We start from the raw sequence: 16,127 nt of genomic DNA, 5'->3' as shown, positions 1-16,127 counted from the left end.
CCGATGGGCGTACCGCTGCGGGTCGTGTCGTACAACATCCACAGCCAGCGCGACGACACCGCCGCGCTGGCGGCCGTGGTCCGGGCCGCGCGGCCCGACGTGGTGATCGTGCAGGAGGGGCCGCGCCGGTTCCGGTGGCGGCAGAAGTCCGCCACGCTGGCCGAGTCGTTCGGCCTGGTGGTGGCCGCCGGCGGGCTGCCTGCGCTGGGCAACCTGCTGTTGACCAGCCTGCGGGTCCAGGTGCGGGCCACCCGGTGCCAGCGCTTCCCGCTGACCCCCGGCCGGCACCTGCGCGGCGCCGCGTACGCCGAATGCCGGGTCGGCGACGCCCGGTTCACCCTCGCCGGCTCGCACCTGTCCACCGATCCGGGTGAGCGTCCGACCCAGGCCGCCGAGTTCAAGCGTGGGTTGGACGAGGCGACCAGCCCGGTGCTGGCCGGGGCGGATCTCAACGAGGGCCCGGACGGGCCGGCGTGGGCGACCGTGTCGCGCGGGTTGACCGACGCCGCGGTGGCGGCCGACCGGGCGGACCGGCTCACCTACTCCTGCGCCGAGCCGCGCCGACGCATCGACGCGCTCTTCGTCGATCCGCGGATCACCGTGGTCGACTACGACGTGGTGGACACCCCGCAGACCCGCCGGGCCAGCGACCACTTTCCGGTTTTGGTCGACCTGCTGCTGCCCGAGGCCGACTGACCCCCGAGGCCGGTTCGACAGTCGACGCTTCCGCGTCAGGGCTGGACATCCGGCTCCGTTGTGGAGAGGATTTCGCGGCGACCGGCACGCCTGCCGTACCAAAAGGAGATGTTTCGGTGTCCACCTCCACCGACCACGGCCGGCCCGACCCCGAAGCGATCCCGTCCGCGCTGAGCAGCGACGGTCGCCCGGTCTCCGACCGGGGCGACACGGTCTGCGTCATCGGGGCCGGGGCCAGCGGCCTGACGGCCATCAAGAACCTGCGCGAGCATGACTTCGGCGTCGACTGCTACGAGCGGGAGACCGGCGTCGGCGGCGCCTGGAACTGGCGACACGACCGCAGCCCGGTGTACGCCAGCACCCACCTGCTGTCGTCGAAGCCGTTCACCCAGTTCCCCGACTTCCCGATGCCGGACTCCTGGCCGGACTACCCGCACCACAGTCAGCTGCTGTCGTACTTCGAGCGCTACGCCGACCACTTCGATCTGCGCTCGCACATCTGGTTCGGCACCGAGGTGATCCGGGTCGAGCCCGCCGAGGGGGACCGGTGGGACGTCACCACCCGCTCCACCGGCGGGTACGGCCCGGAGCGCACCTCCCGGTACGCCGCCGTGGTGATCGCCAACGGTCACAACTGGTCGCCGAAGCTGCCCCGCTACGAGGGGCTGGAGGAGTTCCGCGGCGAGATCATGCACGCCTCGTCCTACAAGGACCCGGCGCAGCTGCGCGGCAAGCGGGTGCTGGTGGTCGGCGCCGGCAACACCGGCTGCGACATCGCCGTCGAGGCCGCCCAGCAGGCGTCGCGCTGCTGGCACTCCACCCGGCGCGGCTACTGGTACGCGCCGAAGTACGTGCTCGGCCGCCCCGCCGACCAGGTGAACGACACCCTGCTGGCGCTGCGCGTGCCGCTGCGGGTGCGGCAGTGGCTCTACCACTGGACGCTGCGTCTGACCGTCGGCGACCTGACCCGCTTCGGCCTGCCCAAACCCGACCACCGGGTGTACGAGACGCACCCCATCGCGAACAGCCAGCTCGTCTACTACGTGGGCCACGGCGCGATCGGCCCGGTGCCGGACATCGCCCGGTTCCACCCGTACGGGGTGGAGCTGGCCGACGGCCGCCAGATCGACCCCGAGGTGGTCATATTCGCCACCGGCTATCTGCCGCGCTTCGAGTTCCTCGACGCCTCGGTGTTCGGTGACAGCGCCGGCGCGGGTCGGCCCACGCTGTGGCTCAACGCGTTCACCCCGGGGCATCCGACGCTGGCGGTCGCCGGCCTGTTGCAGCCGGACTCCGGGTTGTTCACGCTGTCGCACTGGCAGACGGTGCTCTTCGCCCGCCTGCTGCGTGCTCGCCGCGACCGGCCGGAGCGGGCCGCCGCGTTCGCGTCTCGGGTGCGTGACCGTGCCGGTGAGCGCTACTCCGGGCAGGTCAAGGAGAGCAGCCGGCACTGGTTCGAGGTCGGTCACGCCGACTACCTGCGCGCCATCCAGCGCGCCCTGCACGACCTGGAGGCCAAGTGAGATCCCCGGTCGCGGACGAAAGGCAGACCAGTGACTGAGCTGCGGATCATGCGAGGCCGGGAGTGGTCGCGCCCGGTCCGGCCGGCGCGGCGGGAGGTGCTTAGCGCCCTTCCCGAGCTGGAGCAGGGGCGGCCGCCGCTGCTCTTCGTACCCGGGTTCGGGCACGGCGCGTGGGCGTTCGCCGAGCACTGGCTGGGTCACGCCGCGTCGCGGGGCTTCCCGGCGTACGCGGTGAGCCTGCGGGGGCACGGTGGCAGCGAGCCGGCGCCGGACGCGACGCTGCGGGCGTACGCCCATGATGTGGTCCAGGTGGCCGCGAGCCTGCCGCGGCAGGCGGTGCTGGTGGGGCACGGCGCCGGGGCCCTGGTGGTGGCGCACGCGTTGGCCCGCTACCCGGCGCGGGGCGCGGTGCTGGTGGCACCCGTCTTCGGCGGTTGGGGAGTGCTGGGTGCGGCGCTGCGCCGGAACCCGGCGGGCACGCTGCCGGCGGTGTTCGGCGGACCGCTGCGGCTCAACCGCGCTCAGTTGTTCAGCCGTGAGTTGCCCGACGAGGAGGCCCGACGGCACGTCGGACGTCTCGGTCGGGCGGGCCGCTGGGCGCAGTGGGCGCTGCTGGGCGAGCCGGAGGCCGAGCCGGCCGTGGGCTCGCCTCCGGTGCTGGTGCTGGGCAGCCCGGACGACCGGGTGGTGCCGGCGTCGACGTTGACCCGGGTGGCCCGCCGGTACGGTTCGGCCCCGCTGCTCTTCCCCGGGATGGGCCACGACCTGATGCTGGACGCGCGGTGGGCGGAGCCGATCGACGCGATCCTGGACTGGCTGGAGAAGGAGCCCGCGGCGGCACACTGAGCCTTCGGGCGCGTCGCTGCGGCCCCGTCGGTCAGCCGCCGGCCTGGTGGGTGGCCGGGCTGGCGGTCGGGGCGGTGGCGGGTCGCGGCACCAGAGCCACGCCGTCGGGGTTGGTGTCGGTGCTGGACAGGCGACCGACCAGGGCGCCGCCCTCGTCCAGGGCCCGGAGGTAGGAGCGGGCCCACGCCCGGATGTCGTGCTCGTGCAGGTGGGCGCGCATGGCCCGCATCCGTTGGGTGACGTCGGCCGGGCTGGCCCGCAGCGCCGCGCGGAGGCCCTGCTTGAGCCCTTCCAGGTCGTGCGGGTTGACCAGGTACGCCTGGGACAGCTCCGCGGCGGTGCCGGCGAACTCGCTGAGCAGCAGGGCGCCGGTGTCGTCCACGCGGGCGGCCACGTACTCCTTGGCGACCAGGTTCATCCCGTCGCGCAGCGGGGTCACCGCCATCACGTCGGCGACCCGGTAGAGCGCGGCCAGCTCGGCCCGGTCGAAGGGCTGGGTGAGGTAGTGGATCGCCGGCTCGCCGACCCGGCCGAACTCGCCGTTGATCCGGCCCACCTCGCGCTCGATGCGCTCACGCAGGATCTGGTATTGGCCGACGCGTTCCCGGCTCGGCATCGCGACCTGCACCAGCACCGTGTCGCGGACCTTGACGTCGCCGGTGGCGAGCAGTTCGCTGTATGCCTTGAGGCGCTGCTCGATGCCCTTGGTGTAGTCCATCCGGTCCACGCTGAGGATGACCTGCCGTGGGTCGCCGAGATCCTGCCGGAGCCGGCGGGCCCGGGCGGCCACGTCGGGGCGGGCGGCGAGCGCGCCCATCTCGGCGGTGTCGATGGAGACCGGGAACGCGCCGATGCGGACGACCCGGTCGTCGATGCCGATCCGGCGGTCGGTGGCCGGCAACTCCAGCACCCTGGTCACCAGTTGGGCGAAGTTGTGCGCCGCCTGCACGCGCTGAAAGCCGACCAGGTCGGCGCCGAGCATGCCGCGCAGCAACTCGGCTCGGCGGGGCAGCTGCATGAACAGCTCCGGCGGTGGGAACGGCACGTGCAGGAAGAACCCGATGCGCAGGTCGGGGCGGAGCGCGCGGAGCATGCCGGGGACCAGCTGCAGGTGGTAATCCTGCACCCAGACCACCCCGCCCGGCTCCGCCACCTCGGCGGTCGCCTCGGCGAAGCGCTGGTTGACCCGCTGGTAAGCCTCCCACCAGCGACGGTGATGCTGTGGCTGCTCCACGGCGTCGTGGTAGAGCGGCCAGAGGGTGGCGTTGGCGAACCCTTCGTAGTGATCGCGCAGGTCCTCCGGGGTGAGCGCGACGGTGTGCATCCGGACGCCGTCCACGTCCGGCAGCGCGGGGGCCGGGCCGGTGCCGCCGGCCCAGCCGACCCAGGTCGCCGGGGTGTGCCGCAGAAGTGGGTGCAGCGCGCTGACCAGCCCACCGGGACTGCGTCGCCACTCGCAGGCCCCGTCCGGGGCCTGACTGTCGTCGATGGGGAGGCGGTTGGCCACCACCACGAGGGAACTCTGTCGCATCTCGGGCATTCCGATCAGCAGAGACTGACCGCCGCGAGCAAGGGAAAACCGGTCAGTCAGCGGGGGAAGTGACGTACAGCGGTATTCCTACTGACAGTAAGTTACACCACTGTTACGGCGTCGGCGGGCCGGTGCTGTCCCGGGATGCGGGCCGGAGGTCAGACGACGGCGCCGTTGTCCGGGTCGTCCTCGTCCTCGTCGCCGGGGCGAAGCCGCCAGATCAGCGTGACGAAACCGGCCAGGATGCCGGTGAACCCGAACAGGGTGACCGCCGACTTGTCGATCGGAAGCAGCCAGGGGAAGAGGAAGAGCATGAACCCGACGACCACCCCGAGCACGCCGATCACCGCGTACTTGCTGAACCGGGGGAGCGGCGGCGGCGGGGGCGGGTGGTAACCCTCGTCGTCGTCCTCGTCGTCGGGCAGGTCGGCGCCGAAGGTGTCCAGCCCGTCCAGGAGTGACGGCTCGTCCGGCCGGGTGCCGCGCCCCACCGAGATCCCGGAGATGTCGGTCGCGGACGGCAGCCGGCGCACGTCGGTGGCGGTCGGACCCGGCTCGTCGGCTCCGGAGCGGGCCAGGGGGCCGGCGGCCGACTCGTCGCGGGCGTCCCGTTCGTCCACGTTCTCCGAGGCCGGCCACGGGTGCTCGTCAGTCGTCGGGGTGGTGTGGAAGCCGGCGACGATGCGCGCCCACTCGGCGTCGATGTCCGGTTCGTCGCGGGCTGGCGGCTGCTCCGGAGTGGTCTCGTCAGCGAGCTGGGTCAGGTAGTCCCGTGCGGTGGTCAGGTGCGAACGGTCGACGTAGAGCCGGTCGACCGGCCGGGCCGGAACGGTGGTCGTGCGGGTGACCGGGTTGAGGTCGGCGGAGGGCTGCAGGTAGGCGGCGATCCCGCCAGCGGCCAGCACGTCGAGCAGGTGCTCACCGACGCGCGGATCGACGTCGCCGACGACGGCGTACTCGTTCGCGTCGAGCCCGTTGTCCCGCCGTCCCCGGCGGGCCCCACCCGCTGACACCCGGACATCCCCCTTAACGCGCCTTCCGGCGCGGCCACTTCGCCCCTCGACGCCCGTCCGCACGCCGTGCTCTGAATCGTGACACGTCAGGGCATGGTTCCGGGAGTGCGTTGTGTCGCGTCTTCCAAAGTCACGGCTGCTGCCGCAGGTCACGGCAGGGCTCCTTTGTCCGTTCTTGCGCGACAAGTGCGATCTGTTCTGATGGCGATTCGGGTGGTGCGTGCGGTGGTCGACGGTGACGTAGTGATCCTCTGTCCGTGGCTCAGCACGCCACCGCCGGCCCGGTCGGGCTGATCGGCCGACCGGCCAGGGCGAGCAGGCCGGGGGCGTCGTTGCGCAACGCGAAGGTGCGTACCTCCGCGCGGATCGTCCGTGCGCCCGCCGGATCGCCGGCGCGGGTCAGCTCCGCCGCCGCGAGCGCGAGCGCCAACACCCGGTCGCTGACGTCGGGGATCCGCCCGTAGGTCTCGGCGGCGGCCAGGTGCAGCTCGGCGGAGCGTCGGTGGTCACCGTCCGCCGCGGCCAGGGCCGCCGTCACGGTCCGCAGGGCCGCCTCCGACCAGGGCGTGCGGTGCCCGACCCGGCCCAGCATCGTCCGGACCCGCACCGCCGCGTTCCGACCGCTCAGGGCTGCGGCGTACGCGGCAGCGGCGATCCACTCGCCACTGGCCAGGGCCGGCACCGCCGACCAGCACCCGTCCAGCTCCTCGATCAGCTCCGCCGCCTCGTCGTCGCGCCCCTGCAACGCCCGACACAACGCGGCCATGCTCAGCATCGTCCAGAGCAGCCGGTGGAACCCGCTGCGCCGCGCGGTGTCCAACGCATCGGTCAGGTCGTCCGGATCCTCGTCGTCGCGCAGCACCAGCAGACAGCAGCGCAACCCGCGCACCTGCATGTCCCAACTCCCGGTGGGCGTGTCCACGAATGCCTCCGCCGCCGCGAGGAGCCGGCCGAAGTCGCCGTCGAACCAGGCGCGCATCGCCTCCGCCGAATAGCTGGTCGTCAGGGTCTGACCGCTGGCGGTCCGCGCCGGCGCGGCCGAGAGCAGGGCGTCGGACCGCAGCCAGTCGCCCTCCTCCCGGATCGCCCAGGCGAGGTTCTGGGTGGCCCGGGGCAGCGCCAGCAGTTGACCGGCGCGGGCGAACTCGACGATCGCGTGCAGCTCGTCCAGCCCGACCCGGTCCCCGGACTGGTAGCGGGCGGTGGCCGCGGTGATCCGGGCGTTGGTGCGGGTCTCGGTCAGGCCCAACCGCTCGGCGATCTCCGCCGCCGTGTCCGCCGCCGCGACGGCCGGGTCCCGCTCGTAGTTGAGCATGTGCAGCCGGCCCACCTCGGCGTACGCGTCCGCCTTCTGCGGGGTGTCAGGTAGTGGCTCGAACAACTGCACCGCGCGGTCCAGGCAGGCCAACGCGTCGCTGCGGTCGGCCCGCAGCCAGGCGGCCTGGCCGAGCAGCGTCCACGCCCGGGCGGCACAGGCGTTGTCGCCGTGCGACAGCAGCCGGTCGGCGAGCGTGTGCACCTGCTCCGCGCCGCCGCCGGAGAGGAACGCGTTGCCGTCCCGGTAGAACGAGATCTCCGTGCTCAGCAGCTCCAACTGGAGTCGGCCCACCGGGTCGCTGTCGTCGGCCAGGCCGAGTGCCCGGCCCGCGTGGCTGGCCGCCGCGTCCAACCCGTGCAGCGCGTACGCCCGTCGGGCCGCCCGGTGCAGCGCCTGCCGCGCCGGGCCGGCGTAGCGCCGCACCTGCATGCCCAGCGAGCGGGCGATCTCGTGCGCCGCCCAGCGGTGGTGGGCGAGCACCTCGGCCAGGTCCGTGTCGCGGGAGTGCGACAGTGCGTCGAGCCAGTCGGCGGCCCGCTCGTGCCGGGCCACCCGCTCGGTGCGCGGCAACCGTTGGTAGCAGACGTCGCGGACCAGCACGTGGCGGAACCGGAACTCCGCCTGCCCGGCCATCGTCGACGCGGCCTGCTCGTGCACGAAGTCGCGCTGTTCGAGTCGGCGCAGCGAACGCTCGACGGACTCGACCTGCTGCCCGAGCGCGGCGGCGACCGCGCCGGGCCAGAACTGCACGCCGACCACCGACGCGGCCAGCAGCACCGCGCGGTCGTTGGCGTCCAGCAGGTCCACCCGGTTGGCGATCACCGCGTGCACGCTCTCCGGCATGGTCAGCTCAAGCTGCTTGTCCAGCGACCACCCCCGTCCCGACTGACGCAGCGCCCCCTGTTCGATCAGCATCCGGACGTACTCGTGCGCGTAGAGCGGGTTGCCGCCGGCCACCTCGATCAGCGGGGTCAGCATGTCGGCGGAGAAGGCCGCCTGGCCGAACAGGTGCGCGTACAGGGCGGCGATGCCGGTGTCGCGCAGTGGCGGCAGGGTGATGGTCACCGAGCCGGTGATCGTCCCGGCCCAGCTCGGGTCCCGGTCGACCAGCTCCGGGCGGGCGGTGCAGAGCAGCAGCAGCGGCACGTCGCGGGCCGCGGCCCCGAGCAACTCCACGAAACGCAGCATCGCGTCGTCGGCCCAGTGCAGGTCCTCGAAGACCAGCACTGTGGGACGCCGGGTGGCCAGCGCCAGCAGGAAGCGACGCCACGCCGACTCCGCCTCCTCGGCCGGCAGCGGCGTGCCGGGCAGCCCGACCAGCGGGCGCAGCGCGTCCACCACCCGGTCCCGTTCGCCCGGGCCGATCAGCTCGCCCACGGCGGCGGCCAACCGCTGCGCGGCGCTGGCCGCCGGGTCGGTGTCGAGGATGCCGGCCTCGGACTTCACGATGTCGGCGAGCGCCGCGAAGGTGACGTTCTCCCCAAACGGCGGGCAGCGCCCGGTGCGCCAGGTCAGCGGCTCGTCGACCAGCCGGCCGGTGTGCCGGTAGAGCTCCCGCAGCAGGCGACTCTTGCCGATGCCGGCCCGGCCGAAGATGGTGACCACCTGCGGTCGCCGGTCGCGCAGCGACCGGTGCAGGGCGTTGACGAGCATCCCCAGCTCGTGTTCCCGGTCGACCAGCGGTGTGGTGTCCGGCTCCCGGTCGGTGGGTTGGCGACGCAGCGGGGAGAGGGCCAGCCACACCTCGGTCGGTGACGACCGCCCGCGCAGGGTGACCGGGGGCTGCTCCTCGTAGCGGATCGCGTCCTTGGTGAGCGCGTGGGTGGTGCCGCAGACCAGCACCCCTCCGGGTGGCGCGACCGACTGCATCCGGGAGGCGGTGTTGACCACGTCGCCGGCCACGATGGCCTGCCCGCCGTCGCGCGCGGCGGCGACGTCGACAAGCGCCTCGCCGGTGGCCACCCCGACCCGGAACCGCAACTCGGTGCTGCCGGTCGGCGCGAACCGGGTGAGCACCCGTTGCAGCTCCAGACCGGCCCGCACGCAGCGCAGCGCGTCGGTCTCGGTGGCGATCGGGGCACCGAAGAGCGCCATCACCGCGTCCCCGATGTACTTCTCCACCACCCCGCCGTACTGACCGACCACCCGACGGGCGGCGGAGAAGAACCCGGTCTGCATCCCACGGACCTGCTCCGGGTCGGTGCGCTCGACGTACGGCGTGAAGTCGATCAGGTCCACGAAGAGCACGCTCACCCGGCGGCGGTCCTCCTGCGGGGTGACCACGGCCGGTCGGTCCGCGCCCGGTCGGGGCGACCCGCAGGACGTGCAGAACGTGACGTCCGAGGCGAGGGGGCGCAGGCAGTGCGGGCACACCGCGCCCAGCTCGGCACCGCAGCCGCCGCAGAAGCGGTCCCCGTCGGCGGCCGTGCGTCCACAGCGTCCACACTGCGTGGCGATGACATCCCCCAGAGGTCAACGGGTCGACGCCGATGGCGCGTCCCCTGACCGGGATTATCGCCCCCGTCGGCCGCTGTCAGGTACCGGCCTGTTGGCTTGTGGACAGTCACCGAGGGTGCTGACCGACTAGATTCAGGCGGCCAGATATCGATCAGGGACCAGAGGGGGACAGGTCAATGGTGTACGTCAAGCTGGAAAGCGACTGGACCGATGGCAACGGGGTCAGCCACTCCGCAGGTGACTCGGTGGACGTCGACGCCGCCACGCTCGCCACGCTGCAGGCCGAGGGGATCGTCAGCGAGCAGTCCCACGGCCCCGGTGGCGACGGCAAGGGCCCGGACAAGTGGGCCGGGCCGGGCAGCTCCGGGGTGTGACCCCACGCCGATGACGCCGAACGGCCGGGTCTCCCACGGGTGACCCGGCCGTTTCGTGCTGCTCGTGAGGTGTCAGCGGTCGTTCATGCCGGCGCGGCGGCGCAACGCGGCCACATCGGTCACCACGATCCGGCGGCCCTCCGTACGCAGCCAGCCGCGGCTGGCGAACGAGCCGATCGCCTGGTTGACGCTCTGCCGGGAACCGCCGGCCATCTCGGCCAGCTGACTCTGGTTGAGCTCAATCGTGATCATCGGTGCCTGGCTCTCGCCGGCCAACCGGACCAGCGTCTTGGCCACCCGACCGGGCAGGTCGAGGAAGACGTGGTCGGCGTTCTGCTCGGTGAGCCGGCGGATCAGCCCGCCCAGCGAGCGCATCACCGCGTCGAGGATGCGAGGGTTGGAGTGCACCAGCTCCATGAACGCGCCCCGGGAGAGCGCCAGCGCGGCGCAGTCCTCAATGGCCTCCGCCGAGGCGGACCGGGTGGACGCGTCGAGCAGGGAAACCTCGCCGAGCACGTCCGGTGGTCGGATGACCGACAACACGGCCCGCTCGCCGGTGGGCGCGGTCCGAAAGACGGCTACCGCGCCGCGGCGCAGCACGATCAGTGATTCGCCGGGGTCGTTCTCCACGAAGAGCAGTTGGCCTTTGCGGTAGGTGCGTGGGACGGCGGCGGCGATGACACGCTGTCGTACCTCAGGCTCCAAACCGGCGAACATCTCGACACCCGTGAGCGCGTCACCCGGCTCCGGCAGGCGCATCTCCACGGCCCAACCCCTCCCCGGTCATGGACCACAAACTCGCTCACCGGGTGAACCTGATGGCCCTGACAAGGTGAACTGACACCGATTCGGCGTCCGGTAGCGGTACACATCAGATCATGACGGTCCGGTCGCTTGCTGTACACCCCTCGAAGCACTTCCGTGACTGTCGCGAGCTGCGGCGTACCCGTTTTGGAGCTGCCGGTCCGGCCTCGGCGCCCGCGTGACCGCCAGCGCCGGGGCGGACCCCCGCCGGACGCGGCCCCGCGGCGGTGGGCGAGGATGGCCGGAATGGTCTACCGCTACTTCTACGACTGCGAGTTCATCGAGGACGGCACCACCGTCGACCTCGTCTCGATCGGTGTCGTCGACGAGTACGGCCGCGAGTTCTACGCGGTCTCCACCGAGTTCGACGACTCCCGCGCCGTGCCCTGGGTCCGGCGCAACGTGCTGGACAAGCTGCCCTCCCCGGCGGACCGGGCCTGGCGGTCGCGCGAGCGCATCCGCGACGACCTGTACGACTTCCTGGTCGAACCGATTCGGGACCGGCCGGGCGAGCAGTTGGAGCTGTGGGCCTGGTTCGCCGCGTACGACCATGTGGTGCTCGCGCAGCTCTGGGGTGCGATGCCGGCGCTGCCCCGGGAGATCCCCCGCTACACCAAGGAGCTGCGGCAGCTCTGGGACGACCGTGGCCGTCCGGCCCTGCCCGAGGCGGACGCGGCCCGGCATGACGCTCTGGTCGACGCCCGGCACAATCTGGCCCGCTGGCGGGCGATGACGACCCGCTGAACGCCGGTCGTACCGTCGTAGGTTTGACCGGTTCTGTCCCGGGCATCGGTTCGACGAATCGAAGCGGAGGAGAGTGCCATGAGCAACGAGCCGACCAACGCCGTCGAGGCCCGCGCCCGGGTCACCGAGCTGGCCCGGGCCGCACGGATCTGCATGCTCACCACGATCGCCCTGGACGGGCGACAGGTGAGCCGGCCGATGGGGCTCCAGGAGGCCGAGTTCGACGGCGACCTCTGGTTCTTCGCCGACGCCGACTCGGCCAAGATCCGTCAGATCCGGGTGAACCCGGAGGTCAACGTCGCCTTCTCCGACCAGAAGCACAACGCCTGGGTGTCGATCTCCGGGACCGCCACCGAGGGGTTCGACCGGGCCCGGGCCGAGCAGCTGTGGAACCCGCTGCTCAAGGCGTGGTTTCCCGACGGGCTGGAGACCCCCGGTCTCACGTTGATCAAGGTGCACGCCAGCTCGGCCGAGTACTGGGACTCGCCGAGCAGCACCGTGGTCAATCTCTTCGGCTACGCGAAGGCGGCGGTCACCGGTCAGCCGCCGAACGCCGGGGAGAACCACGAGGTGACCTTCTGAGCCGCGTCGCCCCGGGGCGCGCTGTCGTCGCACCGGCACGCCGACTACAGTTCGCAGTGACGGCCCGCCCCGGGCCGGCAACGGCGCCGATGGTCTGACCTGACACATACCCTGGGGCATATCGGGCTTTACCTGATGCTCCAGGAGGATGACGGATCATGCGTATCGGCGTGCTCACCGGCGGCGGCGACTGCCCAGGTCTCAACGCGGTCATCCGGGCGGTGGTCCGCAAGGGTGTCGCCACGTACGGTCACGAGTTCGTGGGCTTCCGGGACGGCTGGAAGGGCCCCCTGGAGGGTCTGTCCCGCCCCCTGGACATCGCTGACGTCCGCGGCATCCTGCCCCGCGGCGGCACCATCCTCGGCTCGTCCCGGACCAACCCGTTCAAGATCGAGAACGGCGTCGAGCGGATCAAGGACAACCTCGCCGCCCAGGGCGTGGACGCGCTCATCGCGATCGGCGGCGAGGACACCCTCGGCGTGGCCACCAAGCTCTACGAGCTGGGCGTGCACGTGGTCGGCGTGCCGAAGACGATCGACAACGACCTCGGCGCCACCGACTACACCTTCGGCTTCGACACCGCGGTCAACATCGCGATGGAGGCCATCGACCGCCTGCACACCACCGCGGAGAGCCACCACCGCACCCTGGTCGTCGAGGTGATGGGCCGGCACGCCGGCTGGATCGCCCTGCACGCCGGTCTGGCCGGCGGCGCCAACGTGATCCTGCTGCCCGAGCGGCAGTTCGACGTGGAGCAGGTGGCCGGCTACGTCGAGAAGCGCTTCCAGCACCAGTACGCCCCCATCGTGGTGGTCGCCGAGGGCGCACAGCCGCTGGACGGCCAGATGGTCCTCGCCAACCAGGAACTGGACTCGTTCGGTCACGTCCGCCTCGGCGGCATCGGCCAGTGGCTCGCCGAGCAGCTGGAGGCCAAGACCGGCAAGGAGGCCCGCACCGTGGTGCTGGGCCACATCCAGCGCGGTGGCACCCCGACCGCCTTCGACCGGGTGCTCGCCACCCGCCTGGGCCTGCAGGCCATCGACGCCGTCAACGACGGCGACTGGGGCAAGATGGTCGCGATGCAGAGCACCGACATCGTCCGGGTGCCCCTCGCGGAGGCCACCCGCGAGCTGAAGACCGTGCCGCTGGAGCGGTACGCCGAGGCTGAGGTGTTCTTCGGCAGCTGATCGACGGTAGGCGGCGCGGCGGGCCTGCGGGTCCGCCGTGCCGCGACCCGATGCGGCACGGCAGACCTGCGGGTCCGCCGTGCCGCGCCCGACGCGAGAGGGGTACGGCCGAGATGTCAGCCGGGGTGCACACGGTCGCGGTGATCGGCGCGGGCAAGATCGGTGAGCTGATGCTCTCCGGGCTGCTGCGCTCGGGATGGCCGGTGGACCGGCTGCTGGCAACCGCCCGCAGACCGGCCCGCGCCGAGGAGCTGACCGCCCGCTACGGCGTACGGGTCGTCGACAACCTCACGGCGGTGGACGAGGCAGCGGTGCTCGCGGTCTCGGTGAAGCCACAGGACGCCGCCGCGCTGCTCGACGAGATCGGCCCCAAGGTGCCGGCCGACAAGCTCCTCATCTCGCTCTGCGCCGGCCTGCCCACCAGCTTCTTCAACCGCCGGCTGCCCGACGGCACCCCCGTGGTCCGGGTGATGACCAACACCCCGGCCCTGGTCGACGAGGCGATGACCGCGATCTCGGCCGGCGCGCACGCCACCGGGGCGCACCTGGCGTTGGCCGAGGAGATGTTCAAGCCCCTCGGCCAGACGATCCGGGTGCCCGAGTCGCAGCAGGACGCGGTCACCGCGCTCTCCGGCTCCGGCCCGGCCTACTTCTACCTGCTGGTCGAGGCCATGATCGACGCCGGCATCCTGCTCGGCCTGCCCCGGCAGGTCGCCCACGAGCTGATCGTGCAGACCGCGATCGGTTCCGCGGTGATGCTGCGCGACTCGGGCGAGCACCCGGTCAAGCTGCGCGAGGCGGTCACCTCACCGGCCGGCACCACCATCTCCGCGATCCGCGAGTTGGAGAAGCACGGCGTACGCGCCGCGATGCTCGCCGCACTGGAAGCTGCCCGCGATCGTGCCCGCGAGCTGGCGGCACAGGCCGACTGAGCATTCCGGGCCCGTCCGGGAGCCGGGCGTGCCGCATACTGGCGCGGTGTTCACACTTGCCCAGGCCCGGCACCTGGTGGCCACCTTCCAGCCGCGCGTCAACGAGCTGATCCGGGTCCGGGCCGATCTGGCCGAGCTGCGCGCCGACCTGGCCGACCACGGCGTCAGCGCGCTCGGCGGGCTGGCCGAGGTCAAAGGGCTGGAGGCCCGGCTGCACGCCGTCGTCGACGAGCTGCACCAGCACGACATCCAGGTCAAGGGCATCGCTCCGGTGCTGCTCGACTTCCCCGGCGAGCGCGCCGGCCGCGCCGTGCTCTGGTGCTGGCTGGAGGGCGACTCCGACGTGCGCTGGTACCACCGGGCCGAGTGCGGCTTCGCCGGCCGCCGCCCCCTCTGACCCACCCCACCAGCCCGCCCCGCCCAGCCTCGCGCTTGATCGACTCGGGATCCTGAAAGCCGGGGTATCGGGGTGGGGTGGACACCCCGATTTCCTTGAACCCGAGTCGATCAAGCTTCGGTCACCGCGAAAACCACGATGTTGTCCCGGTAGTGCCTGCTGCGCCGGTCGAAGTCACCTCCGCAGGTGACCAGCCGCAGCTCCGCGCCGGGCGTCGGCCCGTAGACCGCTGCGGTCGGGAACTGGTCCTTGCGCGCACGGATCGACCCGGTCACCCGGAACGACAGCCGTTGCCCGCCGCGCCACACGTCGATCCGGTCGCCGGGTCGCAGTTCGTCGAGCCGGGCGAAGACCGCCGGGCCGCGCCGCGAGTCCAGGTGGCCGGCGAGCACCGCGGGGCCGGTGTCGCCGGGGGCCGGGCCACCGCCGTACCAGCCGGCGGTGTCGAAGTCGGTCGGCGGGACCAGTGCACCGCTGCGGTCGAGGCCCAGCACCGTGAGCGTGGAGTCGACGCCGATGCGCGGTACACGTACCCGCGTGGGTGGACCCTGTGCCGTGGGCGCGGCGGCCACCGACGGGCAGTCGTCGGTGCAGCCGGGGTGCCAGGTCGCGGTCGGGGGCGCCGGGCCGGTGGTGGCCAGCCCGACCCCGGTGCCGGCGGCCAGGCAGACCGCCGCGCCGGCCGCGACCAGCCCGACCAGCGGCACCCGGCGGTCGCGGTGCCGCCGGATCGACGGGTCGGGCCCGGTGGTCACCAGGTGGTGCGCCGCCGCCGGCGCCACATCAGCAGGACCACCGCGACGGCCGCCGCGGCCAACCCGCCGGCCACCAGGGGGTACGCCCCGAGGCCGGTCCTGGCGGTGCCGCCAGCGCCGGTGTCCACCCCGCCGGCGGGAACGACGGTGCCGCCCTCGGCGTCGCGGCGCAGCTCGGCGGTCAGCCCGCCCTGCTTCGCGTCGAGCACCAGCAGTGAGTAGACCGCCCCGCCGACGAGCCGCACCTCGGCGTCGGTGCTCGGCCCACCGGCACCCGTCAGCCGCAGGCGCCAACTGCCCGGGTCGACCTGCTGGTATGCGGTCGTGGTCGCGAACTGCACACCGTCGGCGATCATCGGGCCGTCGGCGGCGGCCACGTCCAGCACCGGGGTACGCACGGAAGCCTGCACGACGCGCACCTTGGCGCGGCCCTGCGTGGGGGCGCTGAGGTCGTCGTTGAGCACCCGCAGCCCCAGGTCCGCGTGTCGGCCGACACCGGCCACCGTGTACGCGTCGCCGCTGGCCACCGCGACCTCGGTGGTGAGCACCGGGGGATCGCTGGCGGGGGCGCCGGCCTCGCGCATCGCCACCGCGTACCGCCCGGGTGCGAGTTCCAGGTAGTCGGAGACCACGCCGTAGCCGACCCCGGGGAAGACCCGGGGTTTCGTGGAGTCCGGCGCGGCCAGGTAGACGTCGACGGCGGGGGTGTCGGGGGAGAGGTGGGCCAGCCGGACGTAGCCGACCGTGTCCGTGCCGGTCGCGGCACCGGCCGGAACCGGGACGCCGGTGGCAGCGAGAGCGGTGGTGATCAGGAGCGCGCCGGAGCCGGCCAACAGCCGGCGGGGAAGGGTACGGAGCGTGTACATGTCGCCTCCGGAAGCACTTTCGGTGAGCGGGCGGCAACCCAGAGAACAGGGTCCCGTGCGCGGGACTGCAACGCAAGTTGCGAAGAGATGTTTCTCGCCGTG

15 protein-coding genes are annotated in these 16,127 nt (G+C 72.6%); 9 read left to right on the top strand and 6 right to left on the bottom strand.

Translation table 11 applies throughout. The annotated features are described in order from the left end of the window. Positions 1-3 precede the first annotated feature (3 nt). The 3 genes from KBX46_RS28140 (at position 4) to KBX46_RS28130 (ending at position 3,065) form a co-directional block, all read left to right on the top strand. Positions 4-696 carry an endonuclease/exonuclease/phosphatase family protein gene (locus tag KBX46_RS28140; RefSeq protein ID WP_210794940.1) on the top strand — a complete coding sequence of 231 codons (693 nt, stop codon included), beginning with the start codon at positions 4-6 and terminating at the stop codon, positions 694-696. A 116-nt stretch (positions 697-812) separates the two neighbouring features. Next, positions 813-2,219 carry an NAD(P)/FAD-dependent oxidoreductase gene (locus KBX46_RS28135; RefSeq protein ID WP_210794938.1) on the top strand — a complete coding sequence of 469 codons (1,407 nt, stop codon included), beginning with the start codon at positions 813-815 and terminating at the stop codon, positions 2,217-2,219. A gap of 48 nt (positions 2,220-2,267) precedes the next feature. Continuing rightward, a complete protein-coding gene (locus KBX46_RS28130) occupies positions 2,268-3,065 on the top strand; it encodes an alpha/beta hydrolase (RefSeq protein WP_210795000.1) in 798 nt (265 codons plus the stop codon). Between the two features lie 31 nt (positions 3,066-3,096). Here KBX46_RS28130 and KBX46_RS28125 read toward each other — a convergent pair whose 3' ends face one another. From KBX46_RS28125 to KBX46_RS28115, 3 genes are all read right to left on the bottom strand, one after another. Next, positions 3,097-4,596 carry a trehalose-6-phosphate synthase gene (locus KBX46_RS28125; protein WP_247668307.1) on the bottom strand — a complete coding sequence of 500 codons (1,500 nt, stop codon included), beginning with the start codon at positions 4,594-4,596 and terminating at the stop codon, positions 3,097-3,099. 158 nt (positions 4,597-4,754) lie between these two features. Then, positions 4,755-5,609 carry a hypothetical protein gene (locus KBX46_RS28120; RefSeq protein WP_099856094.1) on the bottom strand — a complete coding sequence of 285 codons (855 nt, stop codon included), beginning with the start codon at positions 5,607-5,609 and terminating at the stop codon, positions 4,755-4,757. 262 nt (positions 5,610-5,871) lie between these two features. After that, positions 5,872-9,384 (bottom strand): adenylate/guanylate cyclase domain-containing protein, encoded by a 3,513-nt coding sequence (locus KBX46_RS28115; RefSeq protein WP_308159718.1) that lies wholly within the window; start codon positions 9,382-9,384, stop codon positions 5,872-5,874. Between the two features lie 176 nt (positions 9,385-9,560). Between KBX46_RS28115 and KBX46_RS28110 the strand changes: the two genes are divergently transcribed. Continuing rightward, positions 9,561-9,758: a hypothetical protein gene (locus KBX46_RS28110; RefSeq protein ID WP_088949427.1), complete on the top strand. Its 198-nt coding sequence runs from the start codon at positions 9,561-9,563 to the stop codon at positions 9,756-9,758. 72 nt (positions 9,759-9,830) lie between these two features. Here the strand turns inward: KBX46_RS28110 and KBX46_RS28105 are convergent, their stop codons facing one another. Further along, entirely contained in the window at positions 9,831-10,523 is a 693-nt protein-coding gene (locus KBX46_RS28105) for a Crp/Fnr family transcriptional regulator (protein WP_007463121.1), read from the bottom strand. Between the two features lie 285 nt (positions 10,524-10,808). Here KBX46_RS28105 and KBX46_RS28100 point away from each other — a divergent pair, with 285 nt between their 5' ends. From KBX46_RS28100 to KBX46_RS28080, 5 genes are all read left to right on the top strand, one after another. Further along, on the top strand, positions 10,809-11,306 hold the full coding sequence (locus tag KBX46_RS28100; RefSeq protein ID WP_088949426.1) for a polyadenylate-specific 3'-exoribonuclease AS: 498 nt from the start codon (positions 10,809-10,811) through the stop codon (positions 11,304-11,306). 78 nt (positions 11,307-11,384) lie between these two features. Continuing rightward, positions 11,385-11,888 (top strand): pyridoxamine 5'-phosphate oxidase family protein, encoded by a 504-nt coding sequence (locus KBX46_RS28095; protein WP_099856089.1) that lies wholly within the window; start codon positions 11,385-11,387, stop codon positions 11,886-11,888. Between the two features lie 158 nt (positions 11,889-12,046). Next, positions 12,047-13,075 carry a 6-phosphofructokinase gene (locus tag KBX46_RS28090; RefSeq protein ID WP_088949424.1) on the top strand — a complete coding sequence of 343 codons (1,029 nt, stop codon included), beginning with the start codon at positions 12,047-12,049 and terminating at the stop codon, positions 13,073-13,075. 113 nt (positions 13,076-13,188) lie between these two features. Continuing rightward, positions 13,189-14,007: a pyrroline-5-carboxylate reductase gene (gene proC, locus KBX46_RS28085; protein ID WP_210794935.1), complete on the top strand. Its 819-nt coding sequence runs from the start codon at positions 13,189-13,191 to the stop codon at positions 14,005-14,007. A 46-nt stretch (positions 14,008-14,053) separates the two neighbouring features. Beyond that, complete coding sequence (locus tag KBX46_RS28080) at positions 14,054-14,404, top strand: DUF2203 domain-containing protein (protein ID WP_210794934.1); 351 nt, start codon at positions 14,054-14,056, stop codon at positions 14,402-14,404. 110 nt (positions 14,405-14,514) lie between these two features. On the opposite strand, the gene KBX46_RS28075 is transcribed toward KBX46_RS28080, so the two are convergent. Further along, positions 14,515-15,159, bottom strand: a complete 645-nt coding sequence (locus tag KBX46_RS28075; protein ID WP_308159713.1) for a class F sortase — start codon at positions 15,157-15,159, stop codon at positions 14,515-14,517. Beyond that, the gene (locus KBX46_RS28070) at positions 15,156-16,025 is read right to left on the bottom strand and encodes a DUF4397 domain-containing protein (RefSeq protein WP_210794932.1); all 870 of its coding nucleotides are present in this window, start codon (positions 16,023-16,025) and stop codon (positions 15,156-15,158) included. Before KBX46_RS28070 ends, KBX46_RS28075 begins: the two co-directional genes overlap by 4 nt. Between the last annotated feature and the right edge of the window lie 102 nt (positions 16,026-16,127).

Source organism: Micromonospora sp. C81, assembly GCF_018070425.1.
GTDB classification, from domain to species: Bacteria; Actinomycetota; Actinomycetes; order Mycobacteriales; family Micromonosporaceae; genus Micromonospora; species Micromonospora zamorensis.
Note: the sequence above shows the minus strand (reverse complement) of the source record. Positions and strands in the feature narration are given on the sequence as shown.

Excerpts from the sequence above, each read along its gene's own strand:
- KBX46_RS28090 (WP_088949424.1), top strand. The coding sequence starts at position 12,047 with ATGCGTATCGGCGTGCTCACCGGCGGCGGCGACTGCCCAGGTCTCAAC.
- proC (WP_210794935.1), top strand. The coding sequence starts at position 13,189 with ATGTCAGCCGGGGTGCACACGGTCGCGGTGATCGGCGCGGGCAAGATC.
- KBX46_RS28125 (WP_247668307.1), bottom strand. The coding sequence starts at position 4,596 with ATGCGACAGAGTTCCCTCGTGGTGGTGGCCAACCGCCTCCCCATCGAC.
- KBX46_RS28095 (WP_099856089.1), top strand. The coding sequence starts at position 11,385 with ATGAGCAACGAGCCGACCAACGCCGTCGAGGCCCGCGCCCGGGTCACC.
- KBX46_RS28110 (WP_088949427.1), top strand. The coding sequence starts at position 9,561 with ATGGTGTACGTCAAGCTGGAAAGCGACTGGACCGATGGCAACGGGGTC.
- KBX46_RS28070 (WP_210794932.1), bottom strand. The coding sequence starts at position 16,025 with ATGTACACGCTCCGTACCCTTCCCCGCCGGCTGTTGGCCGGCTCCGGC.
- KBX46_RS28140 (WP_210794940.1), top strand. The coding sequence starts at position 4 with ATGGGCGTACCGCTGCGGGTCGTGTCGTACAACATCCACAGCCAGCGC.
- KBX46_RS28100 (WP_088949426.1), top strand. The coding sequence starts at position 10,809 with ATGGTCTACCGCTACTTCTACGACTGCGAGTTCATCGAGGACGGCACC.
- KBX46_RS28130 (WP_210795000.1), top strand. The coding sequence starts at position 2,268 with ATGCGAGGCCGGGAGTGGTCGCGCCCGGTCCGGCCGGCGCGGCGGGAG.